Below are 19,747 nucleotides of genomic sequence, written 5' to 3' on the forward strand. Positions count from 1 at the left end.
AGCCTATGACGATGGTCGATGTCGCGGGGGATCCACAAAGGACGAGGAGAGGTCACGGAATCGGCCACTCGTGCACCGGCCGGTTGCTGTGCATCAGCTCCACGTAGTGCCGCACCACCTCGCGCAGCGCCTCCGGCCGGTCCAGGTGATCGGCGGACTCCAACCGGTGCAGCGTCTCCACCTGCCAGGTCGCGCCGTTGCGGCTGGTCAGGCAGCGCTGCTCGATGATGCCCAACAGTCGGTCGCGCTCGGCCGGGTCGAGCCCCCACCGGTCCAGACCGTGGTGTGCCATCGGCAGCAGCCGGCGCAGCACCAGCTCGGTGACCGGCAGGTAGCCGAGGCCGGGCCAGAACACCTGTGCATCGATGCCGTGCCGGGCACAACTGGTGAAGTTCTCCTCGGCGGCGCTGAACGACATCTGTGACCACAGTGGCCGATCCGACTCGGCCAGGGCGCGGACGAGTCCGAAGTAGAATGCTCCGTTGGCGATGGTGTCCAACACGGTCGGGCCGGCTGGCAGCACCCGGTTCTCCACGCGCAGGTGCGGCCGGCCGCGCGACACGTCGTACACCGGGCGGTTCCAGCGGTAGATCGTGCCGTTGTGCAGCCGCAACTCGGCGAGGTTGGGCACCTCGCCGGCCGCCAGCGCCTGCGCCGGGTCCTGCGGGTCGCACACCGGCAGCAGCGCCGGGAAGTAGCGGACGTTCTCCTCGAACAGGTCGAAGACGCTGGTGATCCAGCGTTCGCCGAACCAGACTCTGGGGCGTACCCCCTGGGCTTTTATCTCTTCCGGCCTGGTGTCGGTGGCCTGCTGGAACAGCGGGATGCGGGTCTCGCGCCACAGCTCCCGGCCGAACAGCAGCGGCGCGTTCGCGCCGAGCGCCACCTGGATGCCGGCGACCACCTGGGCGGCGTTCCAGTAGTCGGCGAACTGCGCCGGGCTGACCTGGAGGTGGAACTGGGTGCTGGTGCACGCCGCCTCCGGGGTGATCGTGTCGGCGGTGACCGCCAGGCGCTCCACTCCGGAGATGGCGATCGGCAGGTCCTCGCCACGGGCCGCGAAAATCTGCTCGTTGAGCAGCTTGTAGCGCGGGTTGGCCGAGAGCGTCTCGGCCGTCAGGTGCTCGGGACGCAACGTCGGCAGAATGCCGATCATGACCATGTGCGCGCCCACCGTGCGCGCCTTCTCCTCGGCGGCGTTGAGGCTGGCCCGCACGTGCTCCTCGAAGTCGAGGGTGCCGGTGCCGGTGAGCCGGCGCGGCGGCACGTTGATCTCGATGTTGAACTGACCCAGCTCCGTCTGGAAACTCGGATCCTCGATGGCCGCCAACACGTCGGCGTTGCGCATCGCCGGATTCGACGCCTCGTCGACAAGGTTCAGCTCGATTTCCAGCCCGGTCATCGGCCGGTCGATGTCGAACCGCGACTCCCGTAACATCTCGGCGAAGACGTCCAGGCAGTTACGCACCTTCTCGCGGTAACGGGCCCTGTCCTCACGACTGAAGGTCCGTACGCCGACGTCTTCGCCCATGGTCACCACCCTGTCACCGCTGGTCCCCCCAAACCTCGCACGGGACCGGCGGGCGGGGAAGACCCGAGAGTTCCTTCCTACCCAGTTGAGGGCTCCGTGACCCCTGTCGCACGCTGCGTGGTCGGCGCGAGCCCCGGTCGGTGCCCGCACGCCCCGGGCGGACAGCTCAGGTCAGCGCCGAGCAGGCCACCACACCGGCGAGCAGCAACGCGCCCAGGGTCGCCTGCAACAGCAGCGGCGGGCCGAGATGCGACCAGAGCGTCGCCGTACGCGGGGTCAGCAACTGGCCGGTGGTCAGGTTGACGATCCGCTCGATACGGGGCGGCAACTCCGGGTCGCGCTGCGGACGAAGGGTGAGCTGCACCTGGTCGGCCGGGTGCAGGGCGCTCTGCGGCAGGTGCCCGTGCAACTCCACCTCACAGAGCTGACCGGCGGTGTTCCGCAGGCGTACCGGGGTGACCAGGTACTCCGGGCCCTGCTTCAGCTCCTTCCAGCGCCGACGGGTGCCACCGCCGCCGAAGGAGAACAGTGCGCGCAGCAACAGAGCTGGCAGGCGGGCGAACGCGGCCGCGGTGAGCACCGCGACCAGCACCGGCTGGCCGACGCGTATCTCCCGGGTGTAGCCGTCCAGCAGCCGGACCAGCCGGCCGGTGACGATCCGCTCCGTCGGGTGCACGATCCGTCGGGTATCGAATCCGCTGTCCATCTCCACCACCGAGAGTCCGCATGTGTTCACTGATCGTATCGATGTCCTCGGTTGAACGACGTGAATGAAACCTGGTCACGGGCTCACGCCCGCGAGGTGACATCCCGGGAGACCCGGGTAAGCGGGGGGCCGAGCTGGAAAGGGGTCGAGCATGCAGCTGTCCTTCCTGCGCCCGCTCTACGACCGACCCGGGCCGTGGTGCTCGGTGTACCTGGACGCCTCCGCGGACACGGAGGACGCCCACCCGGCGCTGGACCTGCGCTGGCGCGCCCTGAAACGTCGCCTGGCCGAACAGGGCGCGGACGAGGCGAGCGTCGCCGCGCTGGACCGGGTTATCCGGGGCCACGACCCCATGGTCGGGGACTACGGCCTGGCGGTCTTCGCGAGCCACGGCCGGGTGGTGCTCTCCGAGTACCTGTCCGCGCCACCGCTGCGCGACCTGGCGAGCTTCGGGCCGTTGCCGCACGTCATGCCGCTGCTGGCTCAGCGCGGCGAACAGGTGGCGTGGGTCCGGGTGGTGGCCGACCGCACCGGGGGCGACGCCGTGGCGGTCAGCGCGGGCGGGGTGCCCCGACGGGCGCACGTGGCCGGCCGGGAGAGCTTCCCGCTGCGCCGCGTCCAGCCCGGAGGGTGGTCCCAGTCGCGCTACCAACGGGCCGCCATGGAGGCGTGGCACCAGAACGCCGGCGACGTCACCGCCGCCACCGTGGAGCTGGCCGACCGGGTCGGCGCCGACGTCGTGGTGGTGGCCGGTGACGTCCGGGCCACCGGGATGATCGCCGCCCAGATGCCGGAGCGCTGGCAGGACCTGGTCGTCCGCACGGACGCGGGGTCCCGGGCCGGCGGCGCCGACCAGACGATGCTGGACGACCTCACCGTGCAGACCATCGCGGAGGTCGCCGACCAGCGGATCACTGCCGCGCTCGACCGGTTCGGCGTGCAGGAAGATGTCGGTGCCGGCCTCGACGCGGTCGTGTCGGCCCTGCAACGCAACCAGGTCGACACCATGCTCATCGTCGACGACCCGTCGGCCAACGGGGAGCTGTGGATCGGCCCCGAGCCGACCGAGATCGCCGTCGACCCGGCGCAGCTGAGCGCGATGTCGGTCGGCGACCCGCAGCGGGTACGCGCCGACGCGGCGCTGGTCCGGGCGCTGGTCGGCACTGACGCGGCGCTGACGGTGCTCGGCGCGGACGAGGCGCCGCAGCTCACCGACGGCGTGGGCGCGGTCCTGCGCTACGTCGACGAGGGCACCCCGGGACGCGGCAATGGCTGAGCGCCGTGTCGCGGACCTGGTGGTCGACCGGCTGCGGGCCTGGCGGGTTCCGCGCGTCTTCGGCTACCCCGGCGAGGCGATCGCCCCGCTGATCGAGGCGCTGGAACGCTCCGGGGGCGACCCGGCGTTCGTTCCGGCCCGGCACGAGGAGACCGCCTCGTTCATGGCCACCGGGCACGCCAAGTTCACCGGCGGCATCGGGGTCTGCCTGGCTACCCAGGGGCCGAGCGCGGTGCAACTGCTCAACGGCCTGTACGACGCCAAGCTCGACAGCAAGCCGGTCGTGGCGATCGTCGGTGAGGACATCACCGGGCCGCTCGGCGGCGCGCACCAGCAGATCGGGTTGAGCCGGCTCTTCGGTGACGTGTGCAACCAGTTCGTCCAGTACGGCCGCAGTCCCCGGTCCGTAGCCGCGCTGCTCGACCAGGCGTTCCGCACCGCGGCGGCGACCCGCAGTCCGACCTGCGTGGTGCTGCCCCGGTATCTGCAGGAGTCCCTGGTGCCCGACCTGGGCACGCACGCGGCGGGCGTGATCACGGCGACTCCCGGTGAGCCGCTGGCCCGGGTGCTGCCCCACGAGGCGGACCTCGACGCCGCCGCGCAGGTGCTCGGCAACGGTCAGCGGACCGCGATCCTGGTGGGCCAGGGCGGCCGGGGCGCCGCCGCCGAGATCGTCGAGCTGGCTGACCGGCTCGGCGCCGGGGTGGCGACGTCGCTGCTGGGCAAACCGATCCTGGACGAGCGTCTGCCGTTCCACGCCGGGGTGCTCGGCGAGGTCGGTACACCCGCGGCGGCCGAGCTGATGGGCGGATGCGACACGCTGCTGCTGGTCGGCACGAACGACCCGTGGACCGACTATTTTCCGATGCCGGACCAGGCCCGTACGGTGCAGATCGACATCGACGGCACCCGTATCGGCAGCCGGTACCCGGCCGACGTGCCGCTGGTCGGTGACGCCACCGAGACGCTGCGGGCCCTGCTGGCCCGGGTGCCCGCCCGGCCCCACCAGCGGTGGCGGGCGACGGTGGAGAGCACCGTCGACCGCTGGCGTGCCACCGCGGCCGATCGGGCCGCCGCGCCGGCCGAACCGATCAACCCCCAGCTCGTGCTCCAGGAACTGTCCACGCGGGTGCCGCACGCCGGGTCGGTCGCGGTCGACGTCGGCTCGGTCCTCTACTGGTACGCCCGGCACCTGGTCCTGCCGCCCGGAGTGAACGCCCAACTGTGCGGCACGCTCGGCTCGATGGGCTGCGCCCTGCCGTACGCGGTGGCCGCCAAGCTCGCCGCGCCCGACGCGCCGGTGGTCGCGCTGCTCGGCGACGGGGCCATGCAGCTCAACGGTCTCGCCGAGCTGATCACGGTGTCGCACCACTGGCAGGACTGGGCCGACCCACGGTTGGTGGTGCTCGTACTCAACAACCGTGACCACAACGGCATGGGCGGTGGACGGGAGCCGTCGGCGGACCCGATGCGTCGCCGCCCCGACGTGCCGTACGCGGGCTGGGCCCGGCTGCTCGGGCTGCACGGCGTCCGGGTGGACCGCCCGGAGCTGGTGGGCGCGGCCTGGGACGAGGCGCTCGCCGCGGACCGCCCCTGCGTCCTGGAGGCGGTCGTCGATCCGTCGGTGTCGCTGGCACCGCCGGAGCCCGCCTTCGCCGACCTGCGTGGCCTGTACGACGAGGGCGAGCCGGCCCGGCGCGTCCGCGAGCAGGTCGAGCTGGCCGTGGCCGTGGAGGATCTCGTTTAGGCAGGTGCCGCCAGGGCATCAGTAGCGGCCCGACGACGCTGGAGGACACATGCCGGAGCCCGCTGACCGTCCCTACGGTCCCGCGCCCCTGCCGCAGCCGCGCGGCCCGTTGTCGGCGGCGCTGACCGACGCGCTGCGCCGTGCGCCGCACGACCTGCCGTCGGACCTCGGCCTCGGCGTCGACCTCGATGCCGACCCGGCGGGGGCGCTGACCGACGAGGACCTCCAGTTGACCCTGTTTCTCTGCTACGAGCTGCACTACCGGGGCTGGCAGGGCATCGACGAGAGCTGGGAGTGGCAGCCCTCCCTGCTGGCCCTGCGGGCCCGCGCCGAACGACCCTTCGAGGAGGCGCTGCGCCGCCTGGCCGGTGTGCAGGCAGTGCCGACCGGAGGCGTCGCGGTCGGGCTGGCCGAACTGGTCGCGGCCGACGACGGACCGCCGCTGGCCGCCACGCTCCAACGGCGCGCCGACCTCACCCAGTTCCGCGAGTTCGTCGCGCACCGCTCCGTCTACCACCTGCGCGAGGCGGACCCGCACAGCTGGGCGTTGCCGCGCCTGGGCGGTCCCGCCAAGGCCGCCCTGGTGGAGATCCAGACCGACGAGTACGGCAACGGCCGGCTGGACCGGATGCACGCCGAACTGTTCCGGCGCACCCTCGACCGGCTGGGCATGGGCACCGGCTACGGGGCGTACCTCGACGCGGTGCCCGCCGTGACGCTGGCGACCAACAACCTGATGTCGCTGTTCGGGCTGCACCGACGGCTGCGCGGGGCGCTGCTCGGGCACCTGGCGGCCTTCGAGATGACCTCGTCCCTGCCGAACCGCCGCTACGGCAACGGGCTGCGCCGCCTCGGCCTGGACGAGGAGGCCACCCGCTTCTACGACGAGCACGTGGAGGCCGACGCGGTGCACGAGCAGATCGCCGCGCACGACCTGTGCGGCGGCCTGGTCCGGACCGAGCCGGCCCTCGCCCCCGACGTGCTCTTCGGCGCGGCGGCGGCCCTCGCGGTCGACCGGCTCTTCGCGGGTCATCTGCTGGACAGTTGGGCCGCCGGCCACAGCTCGCTGCGAGCACCCGCCCCGCCGACGCCACCGACCCCACCGCTCACCGTCCCGGTCGTCGGGTCGAGCGCGGTGGCCGCTGCGGCCCCGGTGGTTGCGCGGGAGCCGATCGCGCTCGCCTGACCCGAAAGGCTCGGCGCAGCCGCTGGACCGCCCGGTGCGATGTTGTCCTTTGCTCTGCTTCAACCGAGGCGACAGTGACGGGCCGTCCGTGTTGCGTCCGTTGAAGCAGAGCAAAGGGAGCGAACCTGGTGCGGCCCCGTCGAGGCCGCCGCGCCCGTCGTGGGTCGGTGGGAGGGCCGCCGCGCTCGTGGCGGGGCTCGACGGCGTCGGCTCACCCCTCGCGGGTGGTGCCCGCGCGGAAGTCGATCGCCTTGTGGGTGCCGTCGCAGAACGGCTTGAGGGCCGACTTGCCGCAACGGCAGAGCGCCACCGTGCCCCGGCGGGCGTCGATCCGCTCGCCGTCCGGGGTCACCAGCTCGAAGTCGCCGCGGACGAGCAGCGGACCGTCCTCGTACGGGGTGATCGTGGCGGCAGCGGGCTCGCTGGTGTCGTCGGTGCGCATGCGCCCGGATGTGCCCGCCGCAGCCCCGGTGAAACCTGCGCGACCGATCGCCGGTGATGACCCACCCACCCTGCTGACCAGGCGGATTGTGCCGCCGGGTGGGTGATGCCCCGTTTGAACCCCATCGGGACGGGAAGCCGGGCCGCGTGGTGAGCGAACGAGGCAAGGTGGGGCCGGTGCACAAGGTGCGCAAGGGGCTCACGGCCGATGGCGCCGGTCTGGCCGGCGACCGGGTCGTGGCTCAGGGCAGCGCCGCCCGTGTGCTGGTCGCCGCCACCGCCCGGGCGCTGCGTGGCGTGGACTGCGCCGACCTCGGACAGACCGGGCCGATCTCGCGGTTCCCGGCGGCGCCCGAGCCGGTACGCCGGGCCGCGGCGACGCGGGCCGCCGGCCGGGTCGCCCTCACCGCCGACCAGGTCGGTGAGGTGGACGCCGCCCGGGTGGCCCGCTGGTTCGTCGACCAGTACCCGCGCCGGAGCTACCCCGGTGTGGTCATCGGCTCGCCGCACGGGGCGGCGGCACACCTCGCGGTGGCCCTCGGCGTGCCGTGGTTGCCCGTCGGCTTCGAGATGACCGCGCACTGGAGCGACGGGGCCGTGGACCGTCCCCGCGAGGCGCTGGAGCACGGGCACTCTCTCGCCGAGCGGCTGCTCGCCGGCAACCCCGACGTGCACGTGCGTCAGGTGCACTGCCCGGCCAGCCGGGGGCCTCTGACCGGCGTGACGGTGTCGTTGGCCGCGCGCTGGCGGGCGCTGCCGGCCGCGTACGCGCAGTTTCTGGGCGGCCGGCTGAGCGCCGACGCCCCGGTGCTGCTGGTGCGTGACGCGCGTACCTGGCCGGTGCTGGAACGCGGCCCCGGGCACAGCTTCCAGGTCGGCTGCCCGGCCAGCGGGCTGGACCCGGTGGACTTCCACCCCGACAGCCACGCCCTGCGGCAGGTGCTGCGCGCGATGGGCGGGGACGCCGCCCGGTGGGCGCCGCCGGAGGTGTCGGTGCCGTCGGGCGACGCCGAGCACGGCATGGACCCCGGCTTCGAGGAGGCCGCGCAGGACTTCGCGGCCCGTCACGGACACCCGGTGCGCCGGATACTGGTGCCCCGGCCGGCGGCGTTGAGCGCCGCTGTGGCCGACCTCTACCGGCGGTGGCTGCGAGCCGCCGGCAAGACCGGTGACCGGTTGGTGGTCGAATGCGGCCGGTTGCTCGATCCGTGGCAGGTGGTGCGGGCGGGGCTGGTGCCGTACTGGTGTGAGAACGCGACCCGCCGCAGCGTGGACGAGGCCGAGTGGTGGCTGGCCGGCAGCGAGGCGTTCAGCTCGGTGGACGTCCTGCCCGAGCCGCCCGGCATGCGCTCGCCCGCCCTGGCGGGCCTTCCGCAGTGGTTGGCGGTCGCCGGCTTCGGTCGGCGGCGGCGTGCGCTGGACCGGACCTCCGCGCGGGGCTACCCGGTGACGTCCGTGCCGACGCGCCGGGCCACCGAGGTGCTGCGGGCGCAGCCGTACGACCTGCCCGCGCCGCCTCCGCTGGGGGTCACCGAGGCCCTGTCGGTGCTGCGTGACACCGGCGGCCACCAGGGGTTGGTCGTCTCCTGAGGGGAGGACGCCGAAACTTCCTCGCGAACCCGGGGTCTCGTGATTGAGTACCTACGGAGCGGGAACATCGCTGGCTGCGACGAACTGATCGCGCTGCGTAGAGATGTTGTCGCCCGCTGGCATCCCAGTCACTGACCCACTTTCCGGCCCGGTGCGTGGCTCGACCACGCGCACGACCGGTTTCCCGATCCGGGCGGGGGACCTTCCTGAGGGAGGCGCGGATGTTCGGACAGACGAGCACGACCACGACCACACCACCACCCACCGAACGCGGTCTCGAGGACCTCGACGCGGCGGCGCTGGCGTACGCGGCCCGGATCGAAGGGCTGCCGCCGGAGCGGCGACAGGAGGCACGGGACGACCTGGTCCGGTTCGCGCTGCCGTTCGCCGGCCGGCTGGCCCGCCGGTACCGGGGGCGGGGCGAACCGCTGGAGGACCTGGAGCAGGTAGCCCGGCTCGGCCTGGTCAACGCCGTCGACCGGTACGACCCGGAACGGGGTTCGTTCACCGCGTACGCGGCGATCACCATCGTCGGGGAGATCAAGCGCCACTTCCGGGACCGCACCTGGGGCGTGCACGTGCCCCGGCGGCTGCGCGACCTGATCCTCGAGGTGGGGCAGGCCACCGCGGCGCTGACCAGTGAGCTGTCCCGGGCGCCGTCGGTGGCCGAGCTGTCGGCCCGGCTGGAGACGCCGGAGGAGGAGATCCTGGCGGCGTTGGAGTCGGCGGCCGGCTACAGTCCGGCGTCGCTGAACGCGCCGGTGGGCGGTGAGAGCTCGGCCGAGTTCGGCGACCTGGTCGGCGAATCGGACAACGCCCTGGAATCGGTCGACGACCGGGTGACGGTGAGCGGTCTGCTGCACCGGCTGCCCTGGCGCGAGCGCCGCATTCTCGCCATGCGCTTCTACGGCAACCAGACCCAGGCGGAGATCGCCGCCCGCTTCGGCATCTCCCAGATGCACGTGTCCCGACTGCTGTCGCGGGCACTGACCTGGCTGCGGCAGGCCATGCTCGCGGACGCTCCGCCGCCCTGGCAGAACGGCGCCGCCGAACCGGACCCGGGCAAGACCCGCATCTCGGTACGGCAGAACGGCGACCGGGTGGTCGTCGAGGTCGGCGGCGAGGTCGACCGCGACGGCGCGGACCAGTTGCGCCGGGCGATGCTGGAGGCCGTCACCGGCCAGCCGAGCGAGGTCGTCGTCGACCTGGTCGGCGCGGGCGGCTTCGACGCCGGCGGGATCGCCGCGCTCGTGGCGGGGCGAGAGGCGGCGGAGCGCACCGGTGTGCCGCTGCGGCTGACCCGGGTGCAGCCGGCGGTGCGCCGCTCGATCACCGCCGCCGGGCTGTCGCCCACGCGGGACTGACCGGCCGACGACGACGACGGGGCCCACACCCTCGCGGTGTGGGCCCCTTTGACGCGTACCGACGCTCAGTGCTTTTCGCCCTCGTCCTCGCCGTGCGGGTGCCGCCAGCGTTCGTGCGGCTTCGGCGCGTCCTGCGCGTCCTTCGGCGCGTCGCTCTGCTCGAAGCTCGGGCGGCGCACGCCCTCGGGCTCGGGCACGTCCACCGGCCGGGCACCGGACTCGGGGGCCGGCTGGTATTTGGCGGCTTCCGTGGCGCCGTGCGCGCCCTCGGCGGCGGGCGACTCCGGCGCGTGGTGTTCCAGGTGGATCTCGTCGCCGAAGTGCTGCGGCGGCTTCGTCGTGCGTTGCGGCAGGTCGCGGCCCAGGTCGGCGACGAGAGGGCCGTACTTGAGGTCGAACGCCGGACGCTCCGAGCGGATGCGGGGCATCTTGTCGAAGTTGCGCAGCGGTGGCGGGCAGGTGGTCGCCCACTCGAGGGAGTTGCCGAAGCCCCACGGGTCGTCCACCGTGACCATCGCCCCGTACCGCCAGGACTTCCAGGCGTTGTAGATGAAGAACAGCGTGGACAGGCCGAGAATGAAGGCGAAGATGCTGGAGATGGTGTTCAGCGTGGTGAAGCCGTCGGTGGGCAGGTAGTCGGCGTACCGGCGGGGCATGCCCTCGGCACCCAGCCAGTGGTGCACCAGGAAGGTGCCGTGGAAGCCGATGAACATCGTCCAGAAGTGCGCCTTGCCGAGCCGCTCGTCGAGCAGCCGCCCGGTCATCTTCGGCCACCAGAAGTAGTAGCCGCCGAAGAGCGCGAAGACGACCGTGCCGAACACGACGTAGTGGAAGTGCGCCACCACGAAGTAGCTGTCGTGGGTGTGGAAGTCGGCCGGCGGGCTGGCCAGCAGCACCCCGGTAAGGCCACCGAGCAGGAAGGTGACCAGGAAGCCGATGGCGAACAGCATCGGCGTCTCGAAGGTGAGCTGCCCCTTCCACATGGTGCCGATCCAGTTGAAGAACTTCACGCCGGTGGGCACCGCGATCAGGTAGCTCAGGATGCTGAAGAACGGCAACAGCACCTGGCCGGTGGCGAACATGTGGTGCGCCCACACCGTCATGGACAGCACGGTGATGGCGATGGTGGCCAGCACGATCCCGGTGTAGCCGAACAGCGGCTTGCGGGAGAACACCGGGATGATCTCGGTGATGATGCCGAAGAACGGCAACGCGATGATGTACACCTCGGGGTGGCCGAAGAACCAGAACAGGTGCTGCCAGAGCATCGGACCGCCGGTAGCCGCGTCGTACACGTGCGCGTTGAGCAGCCGGTCGGCCGAGAGCGCCAGCAGCGCGGCGGCCAGCAGCGGGAACACGAGGATCACCAGCACGCTGGTGAACAGCATGTTCCAGGTGAAGATCGGCATCCGGAACAGGGTCATGCCGGGCGCGCGCAGGGTGAGGATCGTGGTGATCAGGTTGACCGCGCCGAGGATGGTGCCCAGCCCGGAGACGACCAGGCCGAGTACCCACATGTTCGCGCCCACCCCGGGGGTGTTCTCGACGCTGCTCAGGGGGTTGTACGCGGTCCAGCCGAAGTCCGCCGAACCCCCCGGGGTTAGGAACCCGCCGATGACCATGAGCCCGCCGAACAGGTACAGCCAGTAGGCCAGCGCGTTGAGCCGGGGGAACGACACGTCCGGCGCGCCGATCTGGATCGGCACGATGAAGTTGGCGAATCCGAAGGCGGCGGGCGTGGCGAACAGCAGGAGCATCACCGCGCCGTGCGAGGTGAAGAGCTGGTTGTACTGCTCGGAGGAGAGGAACTGCAGGCCCGGTCGGGCCAGCTCGGCGCGCATCACCATCGCCTGCAGGCCGGCCACCAGGAAGAATCCGAAGGAGGTCAGCAGGTACAGCAGACCGATCTGCTTGTGGTCGGTGGTGGCGAGGAACTTGATCAGGGAGTTGCCGGGGACCGGCGTCCGCAGGGATCCGGGGAAGCCCCCGAAGCGGGCCGGTGCCAGGATCGCCGGGCCCCGATCGCGAACGGGTTCCGTGGTTACCCGCTTGGGCATGGCTGCTCACCCCGTCGTGACGGCAGAAAGGACGGGCGTGCCTACCCGACCCTCGCACCATGTAACCAGGCTTAAGCGGTAAATTCGGTCAGATCGCCGGTACCCGTCGAAGCGCCCCGAGCCGTCAGGCCGCCGGCAGTATCGCCCAGATGGCCTTGCCCTGGCCCGCAGGGACGCTGCCCCAGCGCTGCGCCAGCTCGCGCACCAGGAGCAGTCCACGGCCGCCCTCGGCCCGCAGATCGAGGCCGGCGAGTTCGGCCTCCGCCGGGCTGCCATCCACCACGGCCAGGTGCAGGTACGGCCGCCGCAGGGTCACCGTCACCTGCATGGGGGTGCCCACGTGCCGAACCACGTTGCCGACCAGTTCGGTCAGCACGAGCGCGGCCGGGCCGGCCGCCTCGGGCAGGTTCCACCGGGCGCACGCGTCACCGACCATCTCCCGGGCTCGCCGGCAGGCCTCCGCCACCGGCTCCAACCGGGCCCGGATCCGCAGTGCGCCCTCCGCGCCGGCCACCCTCGTCGCCTCCGCGCAGTCCCGCGAGACCGGGACCACCCGGCACGTCGTCGACTCGGCCAGCCACCGGGCGGCGTCCGGCGGCGGCGCGCACAACACCACTGGCACGGCCGGCCACTCCTCGGCACGCCGGGCCGTCGCCGCGAAGACCGACAGCGCGAGCCGGTCCCGCACGGTCACCTGCGCGAGGTCGACGATCAAGGCCTCGGGTTGGGCGGCCAGAGCGCCGTCCAGTGCCTGGTGCACCGAGCGCATGGTGCCCAGGTCCAGGGCGCCGGTGAGCCGGACGACCGCCACCGGCGCGGACTCGCGCACCTCGCAGGTGATCCGGCTTGCCATCCGGGCGCCCTCGATTCGCTGGTCGGTCGGACCTGCCAACTACCCGAGGCCCCACGGCACCAAACAGGATCGATCGGTCGGCGCGACGGGAATCACCCTGATCCGGCAGGTCAGCGCCGGGGTCGCGCGGTCAGCAGACCCAGCGCGATCAGGCCGAGACCCAGGCCGAGATGCAGCCAGTCGTCGGCGGGGTTGACCGGCAGCACGTTCGCGCCGTTGTCATGGTCCACCGCCAGGCCGTAGAGCCAGAGCACCAGGTAGACCGCGCCGCCACCGACGAGGAAGGTCCGCGCGCCGCCGACGGTCCGCGCCAGCGCCAGGCCGACAACCCCGAACAGCAGGTGTACGAGGTTGTGCAGCACCGACACCTGGAACGCGCCGAACAGGAACGCGCCCGAGGAGTGCCCGGCGAAGCGCAGGTCGTCCGTACCACTGGTGATCCCGGGGACGAATCCGAGCACACCGACCAGGAGGAACAGCACGGACGCGGCGCTCGCCGCCCGGCGTACCGGGGGCTTGCCGTCGGCCGGGTTGGCCCGCGCCCGGGAGTGCGCCATCGGTCCGACCATCACCGGCTCCCTCGCTGCGCGGCAGGCGTGAGCGGTGCGCCTACCCGTCGCCGCCAGCGGCAAACGCGCCGGCGGCGACGGGATGTGACTCAGACCGGTTGCAGGCGGGGCGCGGCGGACAGCTCGCGGACCCGCTGGTACAGCTCGACGTAGCGCTGGGCCATCACCGCGGGCGTGAACCGCTGCGCGGCCACCCGCCGGCACTCCTGCGGGTCGAGCAGGTCGGCGGCCAGCACCAGATCGGCCAGCTCGTCCTCGTCGACGGTGAGCAGGCCGGTACGACCGTGCTCGATCAACTCGGGCAGGCAACCCCGGGCGGTGGCGACCACCGGCGTACCCAGGGCCAGCGACTCGACCACGGCCGTGCCGCCGGGCTCCTCCCAGCGCAGCGGGAACAGCGACGCGCGGGCGGTGGCCAGCAGGTCGTCGCGCTCCTGCCCGGCCACGGTGCCGATCCAGCGCACGAGCTCGCCGTCGACGTGCGGCGCCACCTCGTCGAGGAAGAACCGCACGTCCGGGTTCTGCCGGGCCTCGTCACCCGCGGCGGCGAGGTCGGCCGGGCGGTGGTACGGACCCACGGGACCGGCCAGCACCAGCGGTACGCCGATCCGCTGCGCGAGCCGCGCGCCGACGTCCTGCCCCTTGCCGGGGTTGATCCGACCGAGGATGAGCAGGTGCTCGCCCTTGCTCGGTCCCGGCTGCCGGTCGGCGTCCACGGCCAGCGGCGTGGACAGGTGCACGTGACCCACCGAGTGCTCGCGCAGCGCCAGTGGCGCCCGGGCGAGCTGGGACGCCGAGACCCCGTTGACCCGGACCCGGTCGCCGCCGTCCAGGTTGCCGTACAGCGCGGGGTGCTTGGCCAGGTCCCAGTGCAGGGTGTGCAGGACAGGTGGCCCGGACGGCCCCATCGCGGTGAGGGTGGCCAGCCCGACCGCCTCCACGTGGTCGTGCACCAGGTCGATGTCGTCGCGGGAGTGCAACTCGCGGACCACCCCGGCCAGGTGCGCCTGTGCGATGCCGCAGACCTGGTTGTACGGCCGTTGCAGCGCGGCGAACTGCCCGTCGGCGAAGACCGACACCTTCTCGTCCACCGGCAGGTCGCTGGACTCCACCGAGGCGAGGACCACCCGCACGCCGAGCCGCCGCAACTCCGGCACCAGGGTGGCGATCACGTTCTCGATGCCGCCGTACCCCGGTGGGGGCACCGACAGCCACGGGCCGGCGTTCATCAGCACGGTGAGGCTCATCGGTGGTCCTTCCGTACGACGCCCGGCCGTCGCGCCACGGCCCTCACGCCGCGGCCACCCGTCGGCGGGGGACCCGGTGGCGCAGTTCGGCCAGCGGCGGTCGCTCGTCGATGGAGACGTCGCTGACCACGATCTCCCGGTCGAGGTTCGGCAGCGCGTCGGAGCCACCCCGGCGGAACTGGGTCAGCAGCGCCTCCGGCATCAGGCCGGGGGTCGCCCAGCCGCGTTTCTGCAACCGGGACCACGCGGTCAGCATGATCTGCGCGGACATCCGGCCCAGAGCCGCCGTGTCCTGGTGACGGTGCTTGCGCTCGCCCAGGTCGACCTGCGCCAGCGCGTCCAGACCGACCAGGTCCAGCAGGTCGATCATCATGGCGGTCTCCACGCCGTACCCGGAGACGAACGGCACCCGGGCCAGCACGTCGCGGCGGCCGGCGTACTCGCCGGCGAGCGGCTGCACGAAACCGGCCAGCTCGGGCCAGAAGAGGTTGAGCAGCGGTCGAGCCATCAGCTCGGTCACCCGCCCACCGCCGTCCTGTTCCACAGTGGCGCTCCCCACCAGGGGCCGGTGATAGAAGCCCTTCACGAAGTCCACCGACGGGTCGGTGAGCAGCGGGCCGATCAGGCCGGTGATGAAGTGCGGACGGAACTCCCGCAGGTCGGCGTCGACGAACGCCACCACGTCCCCCTCGGCGGCGGCGAGTCCTGCCCAGAGCGCGTCGCCCTTGCCGGTGAGCCGGGGCAGATCCCGGGTCATCGCGTCCTGGCTGACCACCTCCGCGCCGGCGGCCCGAGCCACCTGCGCGGTGCGGTCGGTCGACCGTGAATCCACCACGATCAACTCGTCGACGAGAGGCACCCGGTCCATCAGATGCTCCCGGATGGTCGACACGATCGCGCCGACCGTCGCCTCCTCGTTGCGCGCCGGCAGCACCACGCTGACCCGGCTTCCCCTCTTGGCTCGGAGCAGCCGGCGCGTCGGCCAGTCCGCCGCCGACGTGGTCCGGTACGTGGCCCACGCCTCCACCACCGGTGACACGGTCGTATCCCGCACGGGCACCCCCTCCGTTCGTGCGTGGAATAAGCAGAGGGTGTAGTTCCCACTCGCCACCACGCGCTAACCGTTCCCAGGGCAACAGCTTGATCACGACGGTGACATCGGTGCGTTCCCGGGGGATGAACGTTTGATTGCGCGCACCTGAGGGGACTGCTCCCATCGGAGTCGAAACGTTCTCGGAAGAGGTTGTGATGGTGAGATGCCGGGTGGGCCTGGTGGGGGCCGGCGGGGTGGCACAGCGCCACGCGCGCGTGCTGTCCGGATTCGACGACGTCGAACTCGTCGGGGTGACCGACGTGGTGCCGGAGGCGGCGTCGGCGCTGGTCGCGCAGCACGGAGGCCAGCACTTCGGTGACGTCGCCGAGCTGCTGGCCGCCGCCCCCGACGCGGTGTACGTGTGCGTGCCGCCCTTCGCGCACGGGCCCGCCGAGGAAGCCGTGATCGACGCCGGAGTTCCGATGTTCGTGGAGAAGCCCGTCGCCGTCGACCTGGGCACGGCCGAGCGCATCGCCGACCTCGTCGCCCGGCGAGGGCTGCGCACCGCCGTCGGGCATCACTGGCGCTACCTGAGCGTGCTCGACCAGGCTCGTGACCTGCTCGCCGACCGTCCGGTGCGGATGGTCAGCGGCGCCTGGCTGGACAAGGTGCCGCCGGTCGCCTGGTGGGCGCGGCGGGACCGCTCCGGCGGTCCGGTCGTCGAGCAGGCCGCCCACGTGCTGGACCTCATCCGGGTGCTGGCCGGCGAGGTGACCGAGGTCACCGCGTACGGCAACGGCACGCCACCGCCCGTCGACGGCGCCGACATCGACTCGGTGACCACCGCCACGCTGCGCTTCGCCACCGGCGCGGTCGGCACCCTCAGCGCGGCCTGTGTGCTGGGCTGGAAGCACCGTGCCGGCCTGGAGATCCTCGCCGACGGGCTGGCTCTGTCGCTGGGCGAGGACGGTCTGCTGATCCGCGACTCCGACGGTGAGCGGCACGTTCCCGCCGATCCGGAGGCCGCCCGGGTGGCGGTGGACCGCGCGTTCGTCGACGCGGTCCGCGGTGTCGGCGACGACGTGCGCGTCCCGTACGCCGAGGCGCTGAACACCCAGCGGCTGGCCCTGGCGGTGGCCGACTCGGCCCGCAGTGGCCGGACGATCCGACTCACCACGCCCGTCGACTCGGGCGCGCTGAGCACCGGGGTGACCGTCGATGCGTGATCGGGTGGTCGCGGTCACCGCCCCCGGTCGGGTGGAACTCGTCGAGCAGGAGGCCGCAGCGCTGCGACCCGGCACCTTCCGCGTCGAGACGCTGTTCAGCGGCGTCTCCGCCGGCACCGAGCTGAGCTACGTCAAGGGCACGAACCCCTACCTGAACGTCACCTGGAACGCCGACCTGGGGCTCTTCGAACCCGGCACGGCGAGCACCCCGTACCCGGTGACCCGGCTCGGTTACATGCAGGTGGGCCGCGTCCTGGAGAGCGCCACCGCGGCGGTCGCCGTCGGGGCTGTCGGCGCGATGACGTACGGGCATCGCACGGGCTGGCTGGCCGACCCGGTCGCCGAGCGCTTCGTGCCGCTGCCCGAGGACCTGGACCCGCTGCTCGGCGTCTACGTCGCGCACATGGGCCCGATCTGCGCCAACGGCCTGCTGCACGCCGCCGCCGACCTGAACGGCGCGGACGTCCGCTCGCTCGGCGACGGCGTACGCGGCCGGCGGGTCGCGGTGGTCGGCGCCGGCGTGGTGGGCCTGCTGACCGCGCTGCTGGCCCGGCGACACGGCGCCGCCTCGGTGGTCGTGCTCGATCCCACCCCACAGCGCCGCCAGGTCGCCGACGCGCTCGGTCTGGAGACCCTCGACCCGGACGCGGACGACCCGGCCGTGGTGCTCAAGACCCGGTGGGCGCACGTCGCCGGTGACCGGGGCGCCGACGTGGTGTTCCAGTGCCGGGGGCAGGCGTGGGCGTTGCAGCTCGCGCTGCGGTTGCTGCGCCCCCAGGGCACCGTCATCGACCTGGCCTTCTATCAGGGCGGTGCGGACGAGGTCCGGCTCGGCGAGGAGTTCCACCACAACGGGCTGGCCCTGCGCTGCGCCCAGATCGGGCGGGTGCCGCGCGGGCTCGCGCCCACCTGGGACCGGGAACGGCTCTCCGCCGAGACCATCGACCTCCTGCGGGCCTACGGGGACGCGATCCGCAAGCACCTCGTCTCGGCGGTGGTGCCCTTCGACGAGGCGCCCACCCTGCTCACCGACCTGGCCGAGCGCCGCCGGCAGGAGCTACAGGTGGTCCTTGCCCCCTGAGGCGCCCGCACGGGGTGACCCGGCCGGCTACCGTTCGCCCCATGAGCACCACGAGGGAGCGGCCGGTCGACAGCCCGACCGAGAGCCGACCGGTCGGTCTGACCGCGCTGCTGCCGTACCTGCGGGAGCACCGGAGCACCCTCGTCGTGGTGGGCGTGCTGTCGCTGCTCGGATCGGCGGTGTCCCTGGCCCAGCCGCTGCTCACCCGGTCGGTGCTCGACCGGATCGGCGCCGAGCACCCGGTGTCGGCGCTGGTGGCGGTGCTGGTGGGGCTCGTGGTGCTCGCCGCGGCCATCGGCGGACTGCGCGACTACCTGCTGCAACGCACCGCCGAAGGCCTGGTGCTGGGCACCCGGCGACGGCTGGCGAACCACCTGCTGCGGCTACCCATCGCCGAGTACGACAAGCGGCGCACCGGCGACCTGCTCTCCCGGGTGGGCTCGGACACCACACTGCTGCGGGCGGTGGTCACCTCCGGCCTGTTCGAGACGGTCACCGGGTCCGTGATGGTGGTCGGCGCGGGCACCGCGATGGTGCTGCTCGACCCGCTCCTGTTCGGCGTCACCCTGCTCGGGGTGGCGCTCGGGCTGGGCTTCGCCGCCACCTTCGCCCGCCGGGTCCGGGCGCTGGCCCGCCTCGCCCAGGAGCGGATCGGCGAGATGACGTCGGCGGTGGAGCGGGCCATCGCGGGGGCCCGGACCATCCGGGCCAGCCGCGCCGAGAGCCGGGAGGCGGAGACCGTCACCGGCAGCGCCCGCCAGGCGTACGCGGCGGGACTGCGGGTCGCCCGGGTGCAGGCGCTCATCGGTCCGATCGGCTCGGTCACCGTGCAGGGAGCGTTCCTGCTGGTGCTCGGGATCGGCGGGGCCCGGGTCGCCGCCGGGGCGATCTCCGTCGGCGACCTGGTCGCCTTCGTCATGTACCTGTTCCTCCTGGCGCTACCCCTGGGCCAGGTGCTGCGCGCGTACACCCAGTTGCAGTCCGGCCTGGGGGCGTTGCAGCGGATCGAGGAGATCCTGGCCGTCCCGGCGGAGGGCGCGGCGGACGCGCCGACGACCGCCACGCCGATTCCGCGCCAGCCCGCGTCGATGATCGAGTTCGATCGGGTCGGGTTCGGCTATCCGGGCGGTGCGCCGGTGCTGGACGACGTCAGCTTCGCGGTGCCGGCCGGCACCCGTACCGCCCTGGTCGGCCCCTCGGGCGCCGGCAAGTCGACGTTGCTGGCCCTGGTCGAACGCTTCTACGAGGTGAGCGCCGGCGCGGTCCGGGTGGACGGCGTCGACGTGCGGGAGTTGCCCCGCGACGCGCTGCGGGCCCGGCTCGGCTACGTGGAGCAGGAGGCCCCCGTGCTCGCCGGCACGCTGCGCGAGAACCTGCTGATCACGGCCCCCGACGCCACCGACGACCGGCTGCGCGAGGTGCTCGACGAGGTCAACCTGCGCCACCTGGAGCAGCGCACCCCGCAGGGCCTCGACGTGCAGGTGGGGGAGGGCGGGGTGCTGCTCTCCGGCGGCGAGCGGCAGCGGCTGGCCATCGGGCGGGCGCTGCTGGCCGGCCCGCCGGTCCTGCTGCTGGACGAGCCGACCAGCAACCTCGACGCGCGCAACGAGGCCGCGCTGCGCCGCGCCATCGACGCGGTGGCCGTCCGCCGGACGCTGTTGATCGTGGCGCACCGACTCGCCACCGTGGTGGACGCCGACCAGATCGTCGTCCTCGACGGCGGCCGGGTGGTGGCCGTGGGCACCCACGCCGAGCTGACCGCCACCGACCCGCTCTACCGGGAGTTGGCGGCCCACCAACTGCTGGTCGCCTGACCGCGCCCCGGCGGGACCAACTTGCC

General features: G+C 72.8%; 16 protein-coding genes. 8 read left to right on the plus strand and 8 right to left on the minus strand.

Annotation, left to right across the window (positions count from 1 at the left end; all coding sequences use genetic code 11):
* Positions 1 to 52: 52 nt before the first annotated feature.
* Both ACGFH9_RS22985 and ACGFH9_RS22990 read right to left on the minus strand, forming a co-directional pair.
* Entirely contained in the window at positions 53 to 1,531 is a 1,479-nt protein-coding gene (locus ACGFH9_RS22985; protein ID WP_393222654.1) for a glutamate--cysteine ligase, read from the minus strand.
* Between the two features lie 166 nt (positions 1,532 to 1,697).
* A complete protein-coding gene (locus ACGFH9_RS22990) occupies positions 1,698 to 2,237 on the minus strand; it encodes a hypothetical protein (protein WP_393222657.1) in 540 nt (179 codons plus the stop codon).
* Between the two features lie 151 nt (positions 2,238 to 2,388).
* Here ACGFH9_RS22990 and ACGFH9_RS22995 point away from each other — a divergent pair, with 151 nt between their 5' ends.
* From ACGFH9_RS22995 to ACGFH9_RS23005, 3 genes are read left to right on the plus strand one after another with little or no spacing between them, the layout of a single operon-like run.
* Positions 2,389 to 3,513, plus strand: coding sequence for a Vms1/Ankzf1 family peptidyl-tRNA hydrolase (locus tag ACGFH9_RS22995; RefSeq protein ID WP_393222659.1), 1,125 nt, complete (start codon positions 2,389 to 2,391; stop codon positions 3,511 to 3,513).
* Positions 3,506 to 5,260, plus strand: coding sequence for a thiamine pyrophosphate-binding protein (locus tag ACGFH9_RS23000; protein WP_393222662.1), 1,755 nt, complete (start codon positions 3,506 to 3,508; stop codon positions 5,258 to 5,260). Before ACGFH9_RS22995 ends, ACGFH9_RS23000 begins: the two co-directional genes overlap by 8 nt.
* Before the next feature lie 49 nt (positions 5,261 to 5,309).
* Complete coding sequence (locus ACGFH9_RS23005) at positions 5,310 to 6,446, plus strand: iron-containing redox enzyme family protein (protein ID WP_393222664.1); 1,137 nt, start codon at positions 5,310 to 5,312, stop codon at positions 6,444 to 6,446.
* Between the two features lie 211 nt (positions 6,447 to 6,657).
* On the opposite strand, the gene ACGFH9_RS23010 is transcribed toward ACGFH9_RS23005, so the two are convergent.
* A complete protein-coding gene (locus ACGFH9_RS23010; RefSeq protein WP_393222666.1) occupies positions 6,658 to 6,888 on the minus strand; it encodes a CDGSH iron-sulfur domain-containing protein in 231 nt (76 codons plus the stop codon).
* A gap of 185 nt (positions 6,889 to 7,073) precedes the next feature.
* Here ACGFH9_RS23010 and ACGFH9_RS23015 point away from each other — a divergent pair, with 185 nt between their 5' ends.
* Positions 7,074 to 8,477 (plus strand): hypothetical protein, encoded by a 1,404-nt coding sequence (locus tag ACGFH9_RS23015; protein ID WP_393222789.1) that lies wholly within the window; start codon positions 7,074 to 7,076, stop codon positions 8,475 to 8,477.
* 221 nt (positions 8,478 to 8,698) lie between these two features.
* A complete protein-coding gene (locus ACGFH9_RS23020) occupies positions 8,699 to 9,841 on the plus strand; it encodes a SigB/SigF/SigG family RNA polymerase sigma factor (protein ID WP_393222669.1) in 1,143 nt (380 codons plus the stop codon).
* A gap of 65 nt (positions 9,842 to 9,906) precedes the next feature.
* Here ACGFH9_RS23020 and ctaD read toward each other — a convergent pair whose 3' ends face one another.
* The 5 genes from ctaD to ACGFH9_RS23045 form a co-directional block, all read right to left on the minus strand.
* Entirely contained in the window at positions 9,907 to 11,898 is a 1,992-nt protein-coding gene (gene ctaD, locus ACGFH9_RS23025) for a cytochrome c oxidase subunit I (RefSeq protein WP_393222672.1), read from the minus strand.
* Between the two features lie 124 nt (positions 11,899 to 12,022).
* Positions 12,023 to 12,751: an STAS domain-containing protein gene (locus ACGFH9_RS23030; RefSeq protein ID WP_393222674.1), complete on the minus strand. Its 729-nt coding sequence runs from the start codon at positions 12,749 to 12,751 to the stop codon at positions 12,023 to 12,025.
* Positions 12,752 to 12,861: 110 nt separating this feature from the next.
* Entirely contained in the window at positions 12,862 to 13,320 is a 459-nt protein-coding gene (locus tag ACGFH9_RS23035; protein WP_393222677.1) for a DUF4383 domain-containing protein, read from the minus strand.
* Positions 13,321 to 13,409: 89 nt separating this feature from the next.
* Positions 13,410 to 14,567, minus strand: coding sequence for a glycosyltransferase (locus ACGFH9_RS23040; protein WP_393222679.1), 1,158 nt, complete (start codon positions 14,565 to 14,567; stop codon positions 13,410 to 13,412).
* 43 nt (positions 14,568 to 14,610) lie between these two features.
* The gene (locus tag ACGFH9_RS23045; RefSeq protein WP_393222681.1) at positions 14,611 to 15,621 is read right to left on the minus strand and encodes a glucosyl-3-phosphoglycerate synthase; all 1,011 of its coding nucleotides are present in this window, start codon (positions 15,619 to 15,621) and stop codon (positions 14,611 to 14,613) included.
* Between the two features lie 194 nt (positions 15,622 to 15,815).
* On the opposite strand from ACGFH9_RS23045, the gene ACGFH9_RS23050 reads away from it, so the two are divergent.
* The 3 genes from ACGFH9_RS23050 to ACGFH9_RS23060 are packed head-to-tail and all read left to right on the plus strand — an operon-like array spanning position 15,816 to position 19,721.
* Positions 15,816 to 16,826 carry a Gfo/Idh/MocA family protein gene (locus tag ACGFH9_RS23050; RefSeq protein WP_393222684.1) on the plus strand — a complete coding sequence of 337 codons (1,011 nt, stop codon included), beginning with the start codon at positions 15,816 to 15,818 and terminating at the stop codon, positions 16,824 to 16,826.
* Entirely contained in the window at positions 16,819 to 17,907 is a 1,089-nt protein-coding gene (locus tag ACGFH9_RS23055; protein ID WP_393222685.1) for a zinc-binding alcohol dehydrogenase, read from the plus strand. The genes ACGFH9_RS23050 and ACGFH9_RS23055 overlap by 8 nt, the downstream gene beginning before the upstream one ends.
* A 41-nt stretch (positions 17,908 to 17,948) precedes the next feature.
* Entirely contained in the window at positions 17,949 to 19,721 is a 1,773-nt protein-coding gene (locus ACGFH9_RS23060; protein WP_393222687.1) for an ABC transporter ATP-binding protein, read from the plus strand.
* The last annotated feature ends 26 nt before the right edge of the window (positions 19,722 to 19,747 follow it).

Origin of the sequence: Micromonospora sp. NPDC049102, assembly GCF_043197485.1 — a bacterium.
GTDB lineage: Bacteria > Actinomycetota > Actinomycetes > Mycobacteriales > Micromonosporaceae > Micromonospora.